The organism is Streptomyces sp. CNQ085, assembly GCF_022614595.1.
In the GTDB taxonomy this organism is placed as follows: domain Bacteria; phylum Actinomycetota; class Actinomycetes; order Streptomycetales; family Streptomycetaceae; genus Streptomyces.
On sequence record NZ_JAJFAU010000007.1, the window covers coordinates 16,478 to 34,690 of the forward strand.

General features: G+C 72.0%; 15 protein-coding genes and 1 pseudogene. 13 read left to right on the forward strand and 3 right to left on the reverse strand.

Annotated elements, in window-relative coordinates; genetic code table 11:
- Positions 1-25: 25 nt before the first annotated feature.
- The 9 genes and pseudogenes from LJ221_RS02750 to LJ221_RS02790 all read left to right on the forward strand — a co-directional run bounded on the left by LJ221_RS02750 (position 26) and on the right by LJ221_RS02790 (position 10,436).
- On the forward strand, positions 26-778 hold the full coding sequence (locus tag LJ221_RS02750; RefSeq protein WP_241713399.1) for a YebC/PmpR family DNA-binding transcriptional regulator: 753 nt from the start codon (positions 26-28) through the stop codon (positions 776-778).
- 151 nt (positions 779-929) lie between these two features.
- Positions 930-1,424: pseudogene (ruvC, locus tag LJ221_RS02755) on the forward strand (crossover junction endodeoxyribonuclease RuvC); the annotation flags it as partial.
- Between the two features lie 167 nt (positions 1,425-1,591).
- Positions 1,592-2,227 (forward strand): Holliday junction branch migration protein RuvA, encoded by a 636-nt coding sequence (gene ruvA / locus LJ221_RS02760; protein ID WP_241713403.1) that lies wholly within the window; start codon positions 1,592-1,594, stop codon positions 2,225-2,227.
- 167 nt (positions 2,228-2,394) lie between these two features.
- Positions 2,395-3,483 (forward strand): Holliday junction branch migration DNA helicase RuvB, encoded by a 1,089-nt coding sequence (gene ruvB / locus LJ221_RS02765; RefSeq protein ID WP_241713404.1) that lies wholly within the window; start codon positions 2,395-2,397, stop codon positions 3,481-3,483.
- A gap of 163 nt (positions 3,484-3,646) precedes the next feature.
- Positions 3,647-4,087 (forward strand): preprotein translocase subunit YajC, encoded by a 441-nt coding sequence (gene yajC, locus LJ221_RS02770; protein WP_241713405.1) that lies wholly within the window; start codon positions 3,647-3,649, stop codon positions 4,085-4,087.
- Positions 4,088-4,202: 115 nt separating this feature from the next.
- Positions 4,203-5,999 (forward strand): protein translocase subunit SecD, encoded by a 1,797-nt coding sequence (secD, locus tag LJ221_RS02775; protein WP_241713406.1) that lies wholly within the window; start codon positions 4,203-4,205, stop codon positions 5,997-5,999.
- Position 6,000: 1 nt separating this feature from the next.
- Positions 6,001-7,122, forward strand: a complete 1,122-nt coding sequence (gene secF / locus LJ221_RS02780; protein WP_241713407.1) for a protein translocase subunit SecF — start codon at positions 6,001-6,003, stop codon at positions 7,120-7,122.
- A 4-nt stretch (positions 7,123-7,126) separates the two neighbouring features.
- The gene (locus tag LJ221_RS02785; RefSeq protein ID WP_241713408.1) at positions 7,127-7,687 is read left to right on the forward strand and encodes an adenine phosphoribosyltransferase; all 561 of its coding nucleotides are present in this window, start codon (positions 7,127-7,129) and stop codon (positions 7,685-7,687) included.
- Between the two features lie 244 nt (positions 7,688-7,931).
- Entirely contained in the window at positions 7,932-10,436 is a 2,505-nt protein-coding gene (locus tag LJ221_RS02790; protein ID WP_241713409.1) for a bifunctional (p)ppGpp synthetase/guanosine-3',5'-bis(diphosphate) 3'-pyrophosphohydrolase, read from the forward strand.
- Between the two features lie 75 nt (positions 10,437-10,511).
- On the opposite strand, the gene LJ221_RS02795 is transcribed toward LJ221_RS02790, so the two are convergent.
- Together LJ221_RS02795 and LJ221_RS02800 are read right to left on the reverse strand one after the other, a co-directional pair.
- Entirely contained in the window at positions 10,512-11,741 is a 1,230-nt protein-coding gene (locus LJ221_RS02795) for a DUF349 domain-containing protein (RefSeq protein ID WP_241713410.1), read from the reverse strand.
- Between the two features lie 253 nt (positions 11,742-11,994).
- Complete coding sequence (locus tag LJ221_RS02800) at positions 11,995-12,858, reverse strand: peptidylprolyl isomerase (RefSeq protein ID WP_241713411.1); 864 nt, start codon at positions 12,856-12,858, stop codon at positions 11,995-11,997.
- Between the two features lie 193 nt (positions 12,859-13,051).
- Between LJ221_RS02800 and LJ221_RS02805 the strand changes: the two genes are divergently transcribed.
- The 4 genes from LJ221_RS02805 (at position 13,052) to LJ221_RS02820 (ending at position 17,216) form a co-directional block, all read left to right on the forward strand.
- Positions 13,052-13,771, forward strand: coding sequence for an MBL fold metallo-hydrolase (locus tag LJ221_RS02805; protein WP_241713415.1), 720 nt, complete (start codon positions 13,052-13,054; stop codon positions 13,769-13,771).
- Positions 13,772-13,784: 13 nt separating this feature from the next.
- Positions 13,785-15,044 (forward strand): histidine--tRNA ligase, encoded by a 1,260-nt coding sequence (gene hisS, locus LJ221_RS02810; protein ID WP_241713416.1) that lies wholly within the window; start codon positions 13,785-13,787, stop codon positions 15,042-15,044.
- 64 nt (positions 15,045-15,108) lie between these two features.
- Positions 15,109-15,765, forward strand: a complete 657-nt coding sequence (locus LJ221_RS02815) for a vitamin K epoxide reductase family protein (protein ID WP_374228359.1) — start codon at positions 15,109-15,111, stop codon at positions 15,763-15,765.
- An 80-nt stretch (positions 15,766-15,845) separates the two neighbouring features.
- Positions 15,846-17,216 (forward strand): replication-associated recombination protein A, encoded by a 1,371-nt coding sequence (locus tag LJ221_RS02820; RefSeq protein ID WP_241713420.1) that lies wholly within the window; start codon positions 15,846-15,848, stop codon positions 17,214-17,216.
- Positions 17,217-17,284: 68 nt separating this feature from the next.
- On the opposite strand, the gene LJ221_RS02825 is transcribed toward LJ221_RS02820, so the two are convergent.
- The coding region (locus LJ221_RS02825) for a hypothetical protein (protein WP_374228357.1) at positions 17,285-18,213 on the reverse strand (929 nt) is incomplete at its 5' end.

The window sequence follows — 18,213 nt, forward strand, 5'->3', positions numbered from 1 at the left end:
GTTGGCGACATGAAGGAGCGAGGCTGTGTCCGGCCATTCCAAGTGGGCGACCACCAAGCACAAGAAGGCCGTGATCGATGCCAAGCGCGGCAAGCTCTTCGCCAAGCTGATCAAGAACATCGAGGTCGCGGCCCGGATGGGCGGTGCCGACCCCGACGGCAACCCCACCCTCTACGACGCCATCCAGAAGGCGAAGAAGAGTTCCGTCCCCAACAACAACATCGACCGCGCGGTCAAGCGGGGCGCGGGCCTGGAGGCGGGCGGCGCCGACTACCAGACGATCATGTACGAGGGCTACGGTCCCAACGGCGTCGCGGTCCTGATCGAGTGCCTCACCGACAACCGCAACCGCGCGGCCTCCGACGTGCGCGTCGCCATGACCCGCAACGGCGGCTCCATGGCCGACCCGGGATCGGTGTCCTACCTGTTCAACCGCAAGGGCGTCGTGATCGTCCCCAAGGGCGACCTGACCGAGGACGACGTGCTGGCCGCCGTTCTGGAGGCGGGTGCCGAGGAGGTCAACGACCTCGGCGAGTCCTTCGAGGTCATCAGCGAGGCGAGTGATCTGGTCGAGGTGCGCACCGCGCTGCAGAAGGCGGGCGTCGACTACGACTCGGCGGACGCGAACTTCGTCCCCACCATGCAGGTGGAGCTGGACGAGGAGGGCGCCCGCAAGATCTTCAAGCTGATCGACGCGCTGGAGGACAGCGACGACGTGCAGAACGTCTTCGCCAACTTCGACGTGTCCGACGACGTCATGACCAAGGTCGAGGGCTGATCCCCGGGGCATCCGAACCGGAGCGCGTTCCGACGCCCGGTGCGAGGCCCGGCGCCGACCCTCTTCCGCGGCGCCCTCCGGCGTTGTCGGTGGCAGCCGATAGCCTGCGGGAACAGGCGATCGAACGATCAGTGGACGGAAGGGGGCCGCGGTGCGCGTACTCGGCGTGGACCCGGGGCTGACCCGCTGCGGCATCGGCGTGGTGGAGGGGGTGGCCGGCCGGCCGCTGCGGATGGACGGGGTCGGCGTCGTGCGGACCTCCGCCGATGCCGAGGTCCCCGAGCGGCTGGTGCTCGTCGAGCGCGGCTTGGAGGAGTGGCTGGAGGAGTACCGGCCCGATGTCGTCGCTGTCGAGCGCGTGTTCAGCCAGCACAACGTCCGCACCGTGATGGGCACCGCGCAGGCCAGCGCGGTCGCCATGCTCTGCGCGGCCCGGCGCGGCCTTCCGGTCGTCCTGCACACCCCCAGTGAGGTCAAGGCCGCCGTCACCGGCACCGGCCGGGCGGACAAGGCCCAGGTGGGTGCGATGGTCACCAGACTGCTGCGGCTGGACGCCCCGCCCAAGCCCGCCGACGCCGCCGACGCCCTGGCACTGGCCATCTGCCACATCTGGCGCGCCCCCGCCCAGGACCGGCTCCGGCGGGCCAGGCTCCAGCAGGCCCACCACCGGCAGGCCGGGCACCAGCAGATCCACCACCGCCAGGCCCGCGCCGCCCCGGTCGCGTCCGCGGCGGTTGGAGCGGAGCCGGTCCCGGTGCCCGCGCCGGAGGCCGCGCCCGCCCGGAGAACCCGGCGCACCTCGGAGGACAGCCGATGATCGCCTTCGTATCCGGACCGGTCGCCGCCCTCTCCCCGGACACCGCTGTGATCGAGGTCGGCGGCGTCGGCATGGCGCTCCACTGCACCCCCGCCACCCTCGCCGGCCTGCGCGTCGGCGAACACACCAGGCTGGCCGCCTCGCTGGTGGTCCGTGAGGACTCCCTGACGCTCTACGGCTTCGCCGCCGACGACGAGCGACAGGTTTTCGAACTGCTCCAGACCGCCAGCGGTGTCGGCCCGCGGCTGGCTCAGGCCATGCTCGCCGTCCACAGCCCCGACGCACTGCGGCTGGCGGTCTCCACCGGGGACGAGAAGGCGCTCACCACCGTCCCCGGTATCGGGAAGAAGGGCGCGCAGAAGCTCCTGCTGGAGCTGAAGGACAGGCTCGGTGAGCCGGCGGCCGTCACGGGCGCGGCGGCCGGCCGCGGCTCCGGCCCGGCGGCGGACGAGCCCGGCTGGCGTGAGCAGCTGCACGCCGCCCTGGTGGGCCTGGGCTACGCCCCCCGCCAGGCCGAGGACGCGGTCACCGCCGTCACCCCGCAGGCCGAGGCGGTGCTGGCCGAGGGCGGCCGGCCGCCGGTGCCCCAGCTCCTCCGCTCCGCCCTGCAGACACTCAACCGCGCACGCTGAGACGCCGGTCCGTACCGCCCCGGCGGCACGGACCGGCGACGGACCGATGAGAGACCGACCATGACGCCGCACCCCCCGCCCCGCCCCGCGGACCGGACCCACGGCCGGCCCGCCGCCCCGATCGCCGGGCCGGCCACCGCCTCGGCAGTCAGCCCGAGGAGGCCGTCATGACCTGGGAGGACCACCACGGCCACGCCGAAGGAAGCGCCGAGCGCCTGGTGGGAGCGGCCGCCGACGGCGAGGACACCGCCGTCGAGGCCGCGCTGCGCCCCAAGGACCTGGCGGAGTTCGTCGGGCAGTCCAAGGTGCGCGAGCAGCTCGATCTGGTGCTGCGCGCCGCCCGCGCCCGCGGCGGCACCGCCGACCACGTGCTGCTCTCCGGCGCCCCGGGCCTGGGCAAGACCACCCTGTCCATGATCATCGCGGCGGAGATGGGCGCCCCCATCCGCATCACCTCCGGACCGGCCATCCAGCACGCCGGGGACCTGGCCGCGATCCTCTCCTCCCTCACCGAGGGCGAGGTCCTCTTCCTCGACGAGATTCACCGCATGTCGCGGCCCGCCGAGGAGATGCTCTACATGGCGATGGAGGACTTCCGCGTCGACGTCATCGTCGGCAAGGGCCCGGGCGCCACCGCCATCCCGCTGGAACTGCCGCCCTTCACCCTGGTCGGCGCCACCACCCGGGCCGGCCTGCTGCCTCCGCCGCTGCGCGACCGCTTCGGCTTCACCGCCCACATGGAGTTCTACGAGCCGGCCGAGCTGGAGCGGGTCATCCACCGCTCCGCCCGGCTGCTGGACGTGGAGATGGACGCCGAGGGCGCCGCCGAGATCGCCGGCCGCTCCCGGGGCACCCCCCGCATCGCCAACCGGCTGCTGCGCCGGGTGCGCGACTACGCCCAGGTCAGGGCCGACGGCCTGATCACCAGGGAGATCGCCGGGCAGGCCCTGGCGGTCTACGAGGTGGACGCCCGCGGCCTGGACCGCCTGGACCGCGGAGTACTGGACGCCCTGCTCAGGCTGTTCGGCGGCGGCCCGGTAGGTCTGTCCACACTGGCCGTCGCGGTGGGGGAGGAGCGCGAGACGGTGGAGGAGGTCGCGGAGCCGTTCCTCGTCCGGGAGGGGCTGCTGGCCCGTACCCCCCGGGGCCGGATCGCCACTCCCGCCGCCTGGGAGCACATGGGGCTCACCCCGCCCCGACAGCCACCGGCGTCCGCCCCGGGCGGGCCGGGCCAGCCCGGTCTGTTCGGATCGTGACGGCGTGCGAACTCGCCCTTCGCGGAACCTCAGTGCGATGCTTGACGTTGTTCCCCAGGCGCGGGCTCGCTTAGACTCCGCCGATGCCCTCCGCCCCGGAGGGCATGACCACCCCCGAATACCAGGCCGCTTCCCAGCGGTCGTGTGAAGGAAACCTTCCGCCGTGGATATTGGACTTCTCCTCCCCTTCATCATCCTCATCGGGGCCATGCTCCTGATGACGCGCTCGGCCAAGAAGAAGCAGCAGCAGGCCGTGCAGATGCGCGACCGGATGGAGCCAGGCACCGGCATCCGTACTATCGGTGGCATGTACGCGTTGGTGAAGGAGGTCCACTCCGACACGGTTCTCCTGGAGGTCGCGCCGGGCGTACACGCGATCTACGCCAAGAACGCCGTCGGCGCGGTGCTGGAGGCCGACGAGTACGAGCGCATCGTCAACGGCGATCCGGAGCACGACGCGGACGCCCCCGTCGTCCCGGACGACGCCTCCTCGCTGGTCTCCGACGGTGGCGCGGACAAGACCGACCTGAGCAAGACGGACTCCTCCGCCGACGAGGCGGAGACCGGGGACGCCGAGCGGAAGGGCGACGCCGACTCCAAGTGAGTCGCTCCGCCGCCGGCCCCGGCGACGGGCCCGGCGCCGCATGTCCTTACGACCACTTCGCGCGCCGCGCGGCGACCATTCGAGCGCGGGCGGTTGGACAGGGAGATACGAGAAGGTGGCAGCACCGAAGAAAGGTCGCAGATCACCGGGCGCCCAGGGACGGCCGTGGCGCTCCCTGGCGCTCATCCTGGTGGCGATGGTGGCGCTCACTGGAGGCATGTTCCTCTCCGGGCACACCACGCCCCGCCTGGGCATCGACCTCGCCGGCGGTACGAGCATCACGCTCACGGCCAAGGCGCAGCCCGGTAAGGAGGAGGCGATCAACGAGACCAACATGAACACCGCCGTCTCCATCATCGAGCGACGGGTCAACGGTCTGGGCGTCGCCGAGGCCGAGGTGCGGACGCAGGGCGCCGAGAACATCGTCATCAACATCCCGCGCGGCACCGACGAGAAGCAGGCCCGCGAGCAGGTCGGTACCACCGCCCAGCTCGCGTTCCGCCCGGTCCTGACCGTCGCGTCCGGGGCCCCGCCCCCCCAGCCGGACCCCTCGGCGAGCCCGTCCGGCGCCAACGGTGAGAAGGCCGAGGAGGCGCAGGACGCCGAGAAGTCCGGCGACTCCTCCTCGGCACCCTCGCCCGGAGCCTCCACCCAGGGCCGCGCCGTCACCGATGACCTGCTGGCCGACGACTCCCGGTCGCCCACCCCCTCGGCCTCCGTCTCCGGGGACGAGGAGGCCGAGGAGCCCGCCGCCCCCGAAGCCTCGCAGCCCGCCCCGGCGCCGGACGCCGGCATCCCGGCCGGTCTGCGGGAGAAGCTCGACGCGCTGGACTGCGCCACCGACAAGGGCCGCGCCGAGGCCCGCCTGGCCGCCGCCCAGGCGGAGAACTCCGAGACCGTCGTCTCCTGTGACGAGAGCGGGCTGTACAAGTACGGGCTCGGCCCCGTCGCCGTCCCCGGCACCGACGTCACCGACGCCGCCGCCCTCTTCGACGACCAGCGTGCCCAGGGCTGGATCGTCACCATGGAGTTCGACTCCGACGGCGCCGAGAAGTTCGCCGACATCACCGAGGAGCTCTCCACCCAGGCCGAGCCGCGCAACCAGTTCGCGATCGTGCTGGACGGCGAGGTCGTCTCCGCCCCCCGTGTCTCCGAGCGGCTCGGCGGCGGCAGCGCCGAGATCTCCGGCAGCTTCGACCAGCAGTCCGCCGAGGAACTGGCCAACATCCTCTCCTACGGCGCCCTCCCGCTCTCCTTCGAGGAGAGCAACGTGACCACCATCTCGCCCACGCTCGGCTCCGAGCAGCTCAAGGCGGGCCTGATCGCCGGAGCCATCGGCCTGGTGCTGGTCGTCGCCTACCTGCTCTTCTACTACCGGGTGCTGGCGCTGGTGGCGATCTCCAGCCTGGTGGCCGCGGCCGTCCTCACCTACGTCATCATGGCCCTGCTCGGTCCGGCCATCGGCTTCGCGCTGAGCCTGCCGGCCATCTGTGGCGCCATCGTGGCCATCGGTATCACCACGGACTCCTTCATCGTCTACTTCGAGAGGATCCGCGACGAGATCCGCGAGGGCCGCTCCATCCGGGCCGCCTTCGAGCGAGCCTGGCCGAGCGCCCGGCGGACCATCCTGGTCTCCGACGTGGTGTCGATCATCGCCGCCATCGTGCTGTTCATCGTCTCGATCGGCTCCGTCCAGGGCTTCGCCTTCGTGCTCGGCCTGACGACGGCGCTGGACCTGGCCATCGTCTTCCTGCTCACCAAGCCGATGATGACGATCATGGCCGGCCGGAAGTTCTTCACCAGCGGTCACCCGTGGTCCGGACTCGACCCGAAGCGGCTCGGGGTCACCCCGCCGCTGCACCGGGGCCGCCGCGCCGCGGTCGCCGCCCCCGCCGAACCGAAGGAGGCCTGAGATGTCACGATTCGGTGATCTCGGCGGCAAGCTGTACCGCGGCGAGGCCAGCTACGACTTCGTCGGAAAGCGGAAGCTCTGGTACGGCGTCACGCTGCTGCTGATGCTGATCTCCCTGGTGGGCCTGGGAGCCCGCGGCCTGTACATGGGCATCGAGTTCCAGGGCGGGGCCGTCTTCACCACCCCGCCCACCCAGATGTCGATCGAGGACGCCCGCGAGACGGCTCAGGAGGTCTCCGGGACCGAGCCCCGCATCCAGGAGCTGGGCAGTGGCGCGCTGCGCATCCAGGTCACCGGGCTGGACAACGAGCAGTCGGAGAAGACCCGCGCGGCCCTCGCCGACCAGCTCGGCCTGGAGACCCAGGAGCTGGACACCGAGCTGGTCGGCCCGAGCTGGGGCGACCAGATGAGCAGCAAGGCGATCCAGGGCCTGGTCGTCTTCCTGATCCTGGTCAGCGTCTACCTGGCCATCGCCTTCGAGTGGCGGATGGCGGTGGGCGCCATGGGCGCCCTGGTGCACGACCTGGTCGTCACCATCGGCGTCTACGCCATCGTGGGCTTCGAGGTGACCCCGGGCACGGTGGTCGGCGTCCTGACGATCCTCAGTTACTCGCTGTACGACACGGTGGTGGTCTTCGACAAGGTCAAGGAGAAGACCCGCGGCCTGCTCAAGCAGAACCGCCACACCTACGGCGAGCTGGCCAACCTCGGCATCAACGCCACCGTGGTCCGTTCCGTCAACACCTCGGTGGTCGCCCTGTTGCCGGTGGCCGGACTGCTGTTCATCGGCACCGGCCTGCTCGGCGGCGGCATGCTCAAGGACATCTCGCTGTCGCTGTTCATCGGCCTCACCGCCGGTACGTTCTCCTCCATCTTCATCGCCACCCCGATCGTGGTGGACTTCAATCTCCGCTCGCCGGAGATCAAGGCCCACGACCGGCGGACGCTGGCCAAGCGGGCCAAGGGCGGCGACGGGGCCGAGGACACCGAGGAGGCGGGCGAGAACGCGGGCGCCGCCGCACGGCGGCGGGCCACCGGGGCCGCCGCGACGGCCGGATCCGTCGGCGGGCCCCGCTCGCCGGAGCCCGGCAGCCGCGGGCGCGCCTCCGGACGGGGGCGGTGATCCGGTGATCTCCGTCACCGCCGACTTCGAGAGGCTGCGCGGCCTGCTGCTCAGCAGAATCCGTGACGTGCCCGACTACCCCAAGCCGGGAGTGCTGTTCAAGGACATCACCCCGCTCCTGGCCGACCCCGAGGCCTTCACCGCCCTCACCGACGCGCTGGCCGGCCTCGCCCGGGAGCGCGGCGCCACCAAGGTGGTGGGCCTGGAGGCGCGCGGCTTCATCCTGGCCGCCCCGGCCGCGGTGCGGGCGGGCGTCGGCTTCATCCCGGTGCGCAAGGCGGGCAAGCTGCCCGGCGCCACCCTGTCGCAGGCGTACGAGCTGGAGTACGGCAGCGCCGAGATCGAGATTCACGCCGAGGACCTCACCCCCGGGGACCGGGTGCTGGTGATCGACGACGTGCTGGCCACCGGTGGCACCGCCGAGGCGTCGCTGCGCCTGATCCGCCGTTCCGGGGCGCAGGTCGCCGGGGTCGCGGTCCTGATGGAGCTGGGCTTCCTGCCCGGCCGGACCAGGCTGGAGGCCGCGCTGGAAGGTGCTCCGCTGGATGTGGTGATCACCGTCTGAGAGCAGCCGGTGCCGTGGTGGCACCGACCTCGCGGAGGGGACGGCCCGGAGCGCTCCGGGCCGTTCCCTCCGTCACGTCCGGCCCTCTGCCTGTGACACCCTCGAAGACGTCCGACGCCACCCCGCACCTGTGCCCGGATCGTTCGGGGCCGGGGTGGCTACCATGGCAGTCCGGCCCGTTCCCGGCCGGAACAGCCCTCCGCGCGCCGTGGCCGGCGAGGAGGGGCCCACCGAGGAGTTGCCCTTGCCAGACGAGGCCAAGCCGCTCACCGCAGCGCAGCAGCAGGACGCCGGCAGGCCGGCGAAGTCCTCGGCGGCGGGCGCCACCGCGGCAGGGAAGCGCGGCGGTGCCCCCAAGCCGTCTCCGTCCACCGTTTCGCCGACAGGCGGGAAACGCGACGACGCGGCCTCCCGGGACAAGGTCTCGGCCACTCGCGCTGTCTCGGGCGTCTCCGGGCGCTCGGGTTCCTCCAACAGGGTCCGTGCCCGTCTGGCCCGTCTGGGCGTCCAGCGCTCCAGTCCCTACAACCCCGTGCTGGAACCGCTGCTGCGGATCGTCCGGAGCAACGACCCCAAGGCCGACACCGCCACGCTGCGACAGATCGAGCGCGCCTACCAGGTCGCCGAGCGGTGGCACCGGGGGCAGAAGCGCAAGAGCGGCGACCCGTACATCACCCACCCGCTGGCCGTCACCACCATCCTCGCCGAGCTGGGCATGGACCCGGCCACCCTGATGGCGGGGCTGCTGCACGACACGGTCGAGGACACCGAGTACGGCCTGGACACCCTGCGTCGCGACTTCGGCGACCAGGTGGCACTGCTGGTGGACGGCGTCACCAAGCTGGACAAGGTCAAGTTCGGCGAGGCAGCCCAGGCCGAGACGGTCCGCAAGATGGTCGTCGCCATGGCCAAGGACCCCCGGGTACTGGTCATCAAGCTCGCCGACCGTCTGCACAACATGCGCACCATGCGCTACCTCAAGCGGGAGAAGCAGGAGCAGAAGGCCCGCGAGACGCTGGAGATCTACGCTCCTCTCGCCCACCGCCTGGGCATGAACACCATCAAGTGGGAGCTGGAGGACCTCGCCTTCGCGATCCTCTACCCCAAGATGTACGACGAGATCGTCCGCCTGGTCGCCGAGCGCGCGCCCAAGCGCGACGAGTACCTGGCGACCGTCATCGACGAGGTCCAGGCCGATCTGCGCGGCGCCCGCATCAAGGCGACCGTCACCGGCCGCCCCAAGCACTACTACAGCGTCTACCAGAAGATGATCGTGCGGGGCCGCGACTTCGCCGAGATCTACGACCTGGTGGGCATCCGCGTCCTGGTCGACACCGTCCGCGACTGCTACGCGGCGCTGGGGACCGTCCACGCCCGGTGGAACCCGGTGCCGGGGCGGTTCAAGGACTACATCGCGATGCCCAAGTTCAACATGTACCAGTCGCTGCACACGACGGTCATCGGGCCGGGTGGCAAGCCGGTCGAGCTGCAGATCCGCACCTATGACATGCACCGCCGCGCCGAGTACGGCATCGCCGCGCACTGGAAGTACAAGCAGGAGGCCGTCGCCGGCGCCTCCAAGGTCCGCACCGACGCGCCCGCGAGGAAGGGTGACGCCGTCAACGACATGGCGTGGCTGCGGCAACTGCTGGACTGGCAGAAGGAGACCGAGGACCCGGGTGAGTTCCTGGAATCGCTGCGCTTCGACCTCTCGCGCAACGAGGTCTTCGTCTTCACGCCCAAGGGCGACGTCATAGCGCTCCCGGCGGGCGCCACCCCGGTGGACTTCTCCTACGCCGTCCACACCGAGGTCGGCCACCGCACCATCGGCGCCCGCGTCAACGGGCGCCTGGTGCCGCTGGAGTCCACCCTGGACAACGGCGACCTGGTGGAGGTCTTCACCTCCAAGTCGCCCGGGGCGGGCCCCTCCCGCGACTGGCTGAATTTCGTCAAGTCGCCGCGCGCCCGCAACAAGATCCGCGCCTGGTTCTCCAAGGAACGCCGTGAGGAGGCCATCGAGCAGGGCAAGGACGCCATCGTGCGGGCCATGCGCAAGCAGAACCTGCCGATCCAGCGCATCCTCACCGGCGACTCCCTGGTCACCCAGGCGCACGAGATGCGCTACCCGGACATCTCGGCGCTCTACGCCGCGATTGGCGAGGGCCACGTCTCCGCGCAGAACGTCGTCCAGAAGCTGATCCAGGCCATCGGCGGCGAGGAGGCCGCCAACGAGGACATCGCCGAGACCGCCCCGCCCATGCGCCGTCGCGCCAAGCGGCGCTCCAGCGCGGACCCGGGCGTGATCGTCAAGGGTGTGGAGGACGTGTGGGTCAAACTGGCCCGCTGCTGCACCCCCGTGCCCGGCGACCCGATCCTCGGGTTCGTCACCCGCGGCAACGGAGTCTCCGTCCACCGCGCCGACTGCGTCAACGTCGACTCGCTCTCGCGCGAGCCGGAGCGGATGCTGGAGGTTGAGTGGGCGCCGACCCAGTCCTCGGTCTTCCTGGTCGCCATCCAGGTCGAGGCGCTGGACCGCTCCCGGCTGCTGTCGGATGTCACCCGGGTGCTGTCCGACCAGCACGTCAACATCCTCTCCGCAGCCGTCCAGACCTCCCGGGACCGAGTGGCCATCTCCCGTTTCACCTTCGAGATGGGCGACCCCAAGCACCTGGGCCACGTGCTGAAGGCGGTGCGCGGGGTGGAGGGCGTCTACGACGTCTACCGCGTCACCTCGGCCCGCCGGTCGTAGCCCGGCGCGCACACCGGTGCGGCCCCGGCGTCTTCGCTTCAGAAGGCGCCGGGGCCGCACCGCGCGACCGATCCCTCAGCCGCTGAACTCCCGCAGCCCCTTGAGGGCCTGGTCCAGCAGGGCCTGGCGGCCCTCAAGCTCCCGCTCCAGCTTCTGAGCCCTGGCGGTGTTGCCGGCCGCGCGGGCCTTCTCGATCTGCGCGCGGAGCTTGTCCACGGCGTCCTGGAGCTGGCCGGTCAGTCCCTCCGCCCGCGCCCGGGCCTCGGGGTTGGTACGGCGCCACTCGGCCTCCTCGGCCTCCTGGATCGCCCGCTCCACCGCGTGCATCCGGCCCTCGATTCCGGCCCGGGAGTCCCGGGGGACATGGCCGATGGCGTCCCAGCGCTCGTTGACGGCGCGGAAGGCCGCACGGGCCGCCTTCAGATCGGTGACCGGGAGCAGCTTCTCCGCCTCGGCGGCCAGTTCCTCCTTGCGGGCGAGGTTCTCCCGCTGCTCGGCGTCCCGCTCGGCGAAGACCTCGCCGCGGGCGGCGAAGAAGACATCCTGGGCGCCGCGGAAGCGCTGCCACAGCTTGTCCTCGTGCTCACGCTGGGCCCGGCCCGCTGCCTTCCAGTCCTGCATCAGCTCGCGGTAGCGGGCGGCGGTCGGCCCCCAGTCCGTCGAGCCGGACAGGGACTCGGCCTCGGCGACCAGCTTCTCCTTGCGTCGCCTGGCCTCCTCGCGCTGTGCGTCCAGCGACGCGAAGTGGGCCTTGCGCCGCTTGGAGAAGGCCGAGCGGGCGTGCGAGAAGCGGTGCCACAGCTCGTCGTCGGACTTGCGGTCCAGCCGGGGCAGGCCCTTCCAGGTGTCCACCAGGGCGCGCAGCCGCTCCCCGGCGGCCCGCCACTGGTCGCTGGCGGCGAGTTCCTCGGCCTCGGCGACCAGCGCCTCCTTGGCGCCGCGCGCCTCGTCGGCCTGCCGCGCCCGGGCGGCCCTGCGCTCCTCCCGGCGGGTCTCGATCAGCTCGGTGAGCTGGTCCAGCCGCCTGCCCAGGGCTTCCAGATCGCCCACCGCGTGCGCTTCCCCGACCTGCTGCCGCAGGTGCCCGACGGCGGTCAGGGCGTCCTTGGCCGACAGGTCGGTGGTCTTCACCCGGCGCTCAAGGAGGTCGATCTCCACGACCAGGCCGTCGTACTTGCGCTCGAAGTAGGCCAGGGCCTCCTCGGGGGCTCCGGCCTGCCACGAGCCGACGACCTTCTCGCCGTCGGCGGTACGCACGTAAACGGTCCCCGTCTCATCGACGCGGCCCCACGGGTCGCTGCTCACAGCGCCTCCTCCACATGATGCCGACGGGAGGCGTGGGCTCCCCGGCATCGTCCACAGTTGTCATACGGCCGGCAGCCGGATGGGAACGGCGCCCGGCCGAGAGGTTCGCCCGGCCGTCGGCGCGGGCACCCCGTACAACGCCCAACATAGGCGACCGGTGCCCGCCCTGTCCGCATCCAGGGCGACTGAAATCCGGGCGCTGGGCAGCCCGGGAGCGGCCGCCCGGCACGGGCGCGGCACCGGTCGCCGGGGGTCACCGCTTCCGTACCGTCGCCTTGTCGATCACCACGGTCGCGTTCGGCTTGGTGTTGCCCGTCTGCGGGTCCGGTGTCATACCGGCGTCGGCGATCTTCTGCAGCACGTCCATGCCCTTGGTGACGGTGCCGAAGGGGGTGTAGTCCGGGGGCAGCTGGCTGTCCTCGTAGACCAGGAAGAACTGGCTGCCGCCGCTGTCCCGGTTCTCCTCGGTCTGGGCGTTGTACCGGTTGGCCATGGCGACCGTGCCCGCCGGGTAGGTGCCCTCCTTCACCTTCGGGTCGTCGAGGTTCTCGTCCGGGATGGTGTAGCCGGGCTGCTGGATCCCGCCGTCCTCGGACATGCCGGTGCCGGTGCCGGTCGGGTCGCCGCACTGGAGCACGTGGATGCCCTGGTTGACCAGGCGGTGGCACGGGGAGTGGTCGAGGTAGCCCTCGCCGGCCAGGAACTCGAAGGAGTTCACGGTGCGGGGCGTCTTGGCGGCGTCCATCTCGATCTCGATGTCGCCGCAGGTGGTCTCCAGCTTCATCGTGTAGGTGGCCGAGGTGTCGATCGACATCTTCGGCTCCTTCTCCCAGTGCTTCCCGCTCGGTTCACCCTCCGCGGGCTTCTCGCACGGGTCCGGGGCCTTGCTGGTGGGCGGGGCGGAGGGCTCGGGGGAGGCGTTGTCGGTCTTCTCGTCGTCCGCGGCCAGGCCGCCCGCGGCCGCGTAGGCGCCGCCGGCCGCCAGGACCAGGGCCAGGCCGCCCGCGATGGAGGCGTTGCGGATCCGTCCCTTGCGCCGTGCCTCGGCCCGCCTCTGCTGCTGACGCAGGTACTTCTCGCGGGCGAGCTGTTTGCGCCGCTGCTCACTGCTGACCACGGGTCGTCTCCTTCGAATCCTACGGGGCGTCTGTACGAGGCGTGCGTACGCACACGTGTGCCACAGCTTGGGCCGTACGGTATACGGGATACGGGTTCGCGGGCTCCGTCCCGTCGCCGGTAGGCTCTGTAACCGCTGCCGGAGGCCGGTTTCGACGGCCGCGGCATCCCTGCCGGACGACCGAAGGACGATCGTGCTCATTGCCGGGTTCCCCGCCGGGGCCTGGGGGACCAACTGCTATCTGGTCGCCCCCGCCGCGGGCGAGGAGTGCGTGATCATCGACCCGGGCCACCAGGCCGCCGAAGGCGTCGAGGAGGCCATAGCCAAACACCGCCTCAAGCCGGTCGCCGTCGTCCTCACCCACGGCCACATCGACCACGTGGCCTCCGTGGTCCCGGTGTGCGGCGCGCACGACGTGCCCGCCTGGATCCACCCGGAGGACCGGGAGATGATGAGCGACCCCGAGAAGTGGCTGGGCCGCTCCATCGGGCAGCCGCTGATGGGCGAGCTCTCCGTGGGGGAGCCGGACGACGTGGAGGAACTGGCCGACGGCGCCGTGCTGTCCCTGGCCGGGCTGGAGCTGACCGTCTCGCACGCGCCGGGCCATACCAGGGGGTCGGTGACCTTCCGGATGCCCGAGCGGGCCGACGTACCGCCGGTGCTGTTCTCGGGCGACCTGCTGTTCGCCGGCTCCATCGGACGCACCGACCTGCCCGGCGGCGACCACGCCGAGATCCTGCGGTCGCTGGCACGCGTGTGCCTGCCCCTGGACGACTCGACCGTGGTGCTGTCCGGCCATGGTCCCCAGACCACCATCGGCCGCGAACGCGCCGCCAACCCGTTCCTGCGGGAGGTGGCCGCCGGCGGCCCGTTCGGCACAGGGGGCGCCACCGCCCCCCGACGAGGAATGTGACGACGAAGAAGACGTGAGCACCTTCTCCGCCCCCAAGGGCACCTACGACCTGACCCCTCCGGAGTCGGCCGACTACCTGGCGGTGCGCGAGGCGATCGCCGCGCCGCTGAAGCGCGCCGGCTACGGCTACATCGAGACCCCCGGCTTCGAGAACGTCGAGCTGTTCGCCCGCGGTGTCGGGGAGTCCACCGACATCGTGACCAAGGAGATGTACACCCTCACCACCAAGGGCGGCAGCCGCCTGGCGCTGCGCCCCGAGGGCACCGCGCCGGTCGTCCGCGCCGTGCTGGAGCACAACCTGCACCGCGGCGCGCTGCCGGTGAAGGTCTGGTACTCAGGCTCGCAGTACCGCTACGAGCGCCCCCAGGCCGGTCGCTACCGGCACTTCTCCCAGGTCGGCGCCGAGGCCCTGGGCGCCGAGGACCCGGCCCTGGACGCCGAGCTGATCATCCTGGCCGTGGACGCGTACCGCTCGCTGGGGCTGAGGAACTTCCGGCTGCTGCTGAACTCCCTGGGCGACCGCGAGTGCCGCCCGGTCTACCGCGCGGCCCTCCAGGACTTCCTGCGCGGACTCGAACTGGACGAGGACACCCGCGCCCGTGTCGAGATCAACCCGCTGCGCGTGCTGGACGACAAGCGCGAGGCCGTGCGGAAGCAGCTCACCGGCGCGCCGATGATGCCCGACCACCTGTGCGAGGCGTGCAAGGAGTACCACGAGCAGGTGCGCGGGCTGCTGGCGGCGGCCGGAGTGGAGTTCGAGGACGACCAGAAGCTGGTGCGCGGCCTGGACTACTACACCCGCACCACCTTCGAGTTCGTCCACGACGGGCTCGGCTCGCAGTCCGCCGTCGGCGGCGGCGGCCGCTACGACGGCCTGTCGGAGATGATCGGCGGCCCGCCGCTGCCGTCGGTGGGCTGGGCGCTGGGCGTGGACCGCACGGTCCTGGCCCTGCGGGCCGAGGGTGTGGAGCTCCCGCGGCCCTCACGCACCCAGGTCTTCGCCGTCCCGCTGGGGGAGGAGGCCCGGCGCGCGCTGTTCGGGGTGGTCACCGAGCTGCGCCGACAGGGGATCGCCACGGACTTCGCCCACGGCGGCCGCGGTCTCAAGAACGGCATGAAGTCGGCCAACCGCTCGGGGGCTGCGTACGCCGTCGTGGCCGGGGAGCGGGATCTGGCCGAGGGGATCGTCCAGGTCAAGGACCTCGGCAGTGGCGAGCAGGTCCCGGTGCCGCTGGACGGTGTGGTGGCGGAACTGCGACGGAATCTCGTCTGACTCGTTGTGCGTTGTGCACAATGAAGAACCCCACCTGAGACGACGGGATGACTCGACCATGACAATGACCACGGCACCCCGGGACGAAGCGGCCCGTACCGGTGACGACGGCGGCGGGCCGCCCGCACGGGGTGCCGTGGGCGCGGGGCGCGCCTACGCCCTGCTGCTGGTGATCACCGGTCTGGCCGGGGTGCTCGCCGCCTGGGTGATCACGGTCGACAAGTTCAGGCTGCTGGAGGCCGAACTCGCCGGGGACACGCTGGACATGGCGTGCGACCTGAACCCGATCGTCTCCTGTGGCAGCGTGATGGAGAGCCCGCAGGCCGAGGTGTTCGGCTTTCCCAACCCGGTGCTGGGCCTGGTCGCCTACGGCATGATCGTCGCCGTCGGCATGAGCCTGCTGGCCGGGGCGCGCTTCCCCCGCTGGTACTGGCTGACCATGAACGCCGGCATGCTCTTCGGTGTCGGCTTCTGCACCTGGCTGATGTATCAGTCGCTGTACAACATCGGCGCGCTGTGCCTGTGGTGCAACCTGGCCTGGGTCGCCACCCTGCTGATGTTCTGGTACACGACCTTCCGCGGCATCCACAACGGCTTCCTGCCCGCCCCGGCCTGGCTGCGCGAGGGTGTGCGGGAGTTCCACTGGGTGATCCCGGCGGTCCACGTCGGCATCATCGGCATGCTGATCCTGACCCGCTGGTGGGACTTCTGGACGAGCTGAGCCGCTGTCGGCCCTGACGGCCGTACCCGCCCCGGGCGTCCCGGCGCGACTGTCGGCGGTGTGACCTAGGGTTGCGTTCCGTGGAACCGGATCTGTTCACCGCCGCGGCCGAGGAGCGCCAGGAGAGGGACCCGTCCGCCTCCCCCCTGGCGGTCCGGATGCGTCCGCGCACCCTCGACGAGGTCGTCGGCCAGCAGCACCTGCTGCGCCCCGGCTCCCCGCTGCGCCGTCTGGTCGGCGAGGGCGGGAAGGGGCCCGCGGGGCCGTCCTCGGTGATCCTGTGGGGGCCGCCGGGCACCGGCAAGACGACCCTGGCCCACGTCGTCAGCAAGGCCACCGACAAGGGCTTCACGGAGCTGTCGGCCATCACCGCCGGGGTCAAGGAGGTCCGGGCCGTCATCGACGGCGCGCGGCGCTCCTCGGGCGCCTACGGCAGGGACACCGTGCTGTTCCTGGACGAGATCCACCGCTTCAGCAAGGCGCAGCAGGACTCGCTGCTGCCGGCCGTGGAGAACCGCTGGGTCACTCTCATCGCCGCGACGACGGAGAACCCGTACTTCTCGGTGATCTCCCCGCTGCTGTCGCGCTCGCTGCTGCTCACCCTGGAACCGCTGACCGACGAGGACCTGCGCGGGCTGCTGTGCCGCGCGGTCGCCGACGAACGCGGGCTGGGCGGGTCGGTGGAGCTGCCGGAGGACGCCGAGGCGCATCTGCTGCGGATGGCCGACGGGGACGCGCGCCGCGCGCTCACCGCGCTGGAGGCGGGAGCCGGCGCGGCCCTGGCCAAGGGCGAGCGCGAGATCACCCTGGCGACGCTGGAGGAGGCCGTCGACCGGGCCGCGGTGAAGTACGACCGCGACGGCGACCAGCACTACGACGTGGCCAGCGCGCTCATCAAGTCCATCCGCGGCTCGGACGCGGACGCGGCCCTGCACTACCTGGCCCGGATGATCGAGGCGGGAGAGGACCCGCGGTTCATCGCCCGGCGGCTGATGATCTCCGCCAGCGAGGACATCGGCCTGGCCGACCCCACCGCCCTGCAGACCGCCGTGGCCGCGGCCCAGGCGGTGGCGATGATCGGCCTCCCCGAGGCGCGGATCACGCTCGCCCAGGCGACCGTGGCCCTGGCCCTCGCCCCGAAGTCCAACGCCGCCTACCTGGCGATCGACGCGGCCCTGGCGGACGTACGGGCGGGCCTGGCCGGCCCCGTGCCGCTGCATCTGCGCGACGGCCACTACCAGGGCGCGCGGAAGATGGGCCACGGCGAGGGGTACCGGTACCCGCACGACCTGCCCGGCGGCATCGCCGCGCAGCAGTACGCCCCGGACGGCGTCCACGGCAGGCGCTACTACGAGCCGACGCGGTACGGGGCGGAGGCCCGGTACGCCGAGGTGGCGGAGCGGGTGCGGGCCCGGCTGCGGGGGGAGGGCGCGCCGCCGGAGAAGCCCTGAGGGCCCGTCGGCACCTGAGGCCCCGCAGCCACGCCGGCCCTCGCGGTTTCCACGCCGGCCCGGTTCGGTCAGGACGCGGAGCCCGCCTCGAACAGGGCCCGGATCGCCCGGCGCAGCCCGGAGACGTCCCGCACCGGCCGGGGGAAGTCGAAGAGCGCGTCGAAGATCCGCCCGCCCGTGCGGAACCGGACCCGAAGCCCGAAGCGGTCCAGAGCCACGGGCACCACCGCCTCCCGGACTTCGCACGCCCGCCCGCGCTCGTCCGGAAACGAGCACAGCCCGCGCAGCAGGTCATCGTGGGCGGCGGCGAGGTGCTGCAGGAGTTCGGCCTCGTGGCGCGCCAGGGGGTCGGGGGACGCGGCGGCGAACTCGTCCGGTTCGACGTGTCCCTCGCCCCGCAGGTCGCCGATCCACCCCTCGCCGACCTCCAGCCGCAGCGGTGTCCACGCGGGGCCCGGGAGAGGCCCGGAGGGGTGCCGTTCGGCCCGCAGCCGGGTACGGGCCGCCCACTCCCCGCCGGACACGGGGGTGAGCCAGCCCGTCACCCTGGCCCGGCCGCGGACGCGGTGGGGCACCGCGACGGGCGCCACATCGGTGATCTCCATCACGGCGGCCAGGTCGCCGTCCCGGGCATGGGCCGCGGCCCGGGCGGCCGGAGAGGCGGCCGGGACCAGCAGGAGCACATCCCCCTCGGGGGTGACGACGCGGGCCTCGCAGCAGCCCTGGCCCGGCCAGTCCGGACCGGCCGGGTCCGCGCCGGGAATGACCAGGACGGCCGAGGCGTTCGACTCGACGAGGGTACGCATCCGCTCGGCGGCTCCCGGCCGCCGTTCGTCGGGCTCAGCCTCGGGACGCGGCTGACCCCTCCCCGCGCTCTCCGCTCCGGCGGCGGCCGGGTACGACCTGCTGGCCGACGTCCTGGCCGTCATCCCCGCCAGCGAGCCGAAGGTGTGGTCCGAGACGGTGGTGGAGCGCCTGGGCGAACTGCGGCCGGAGG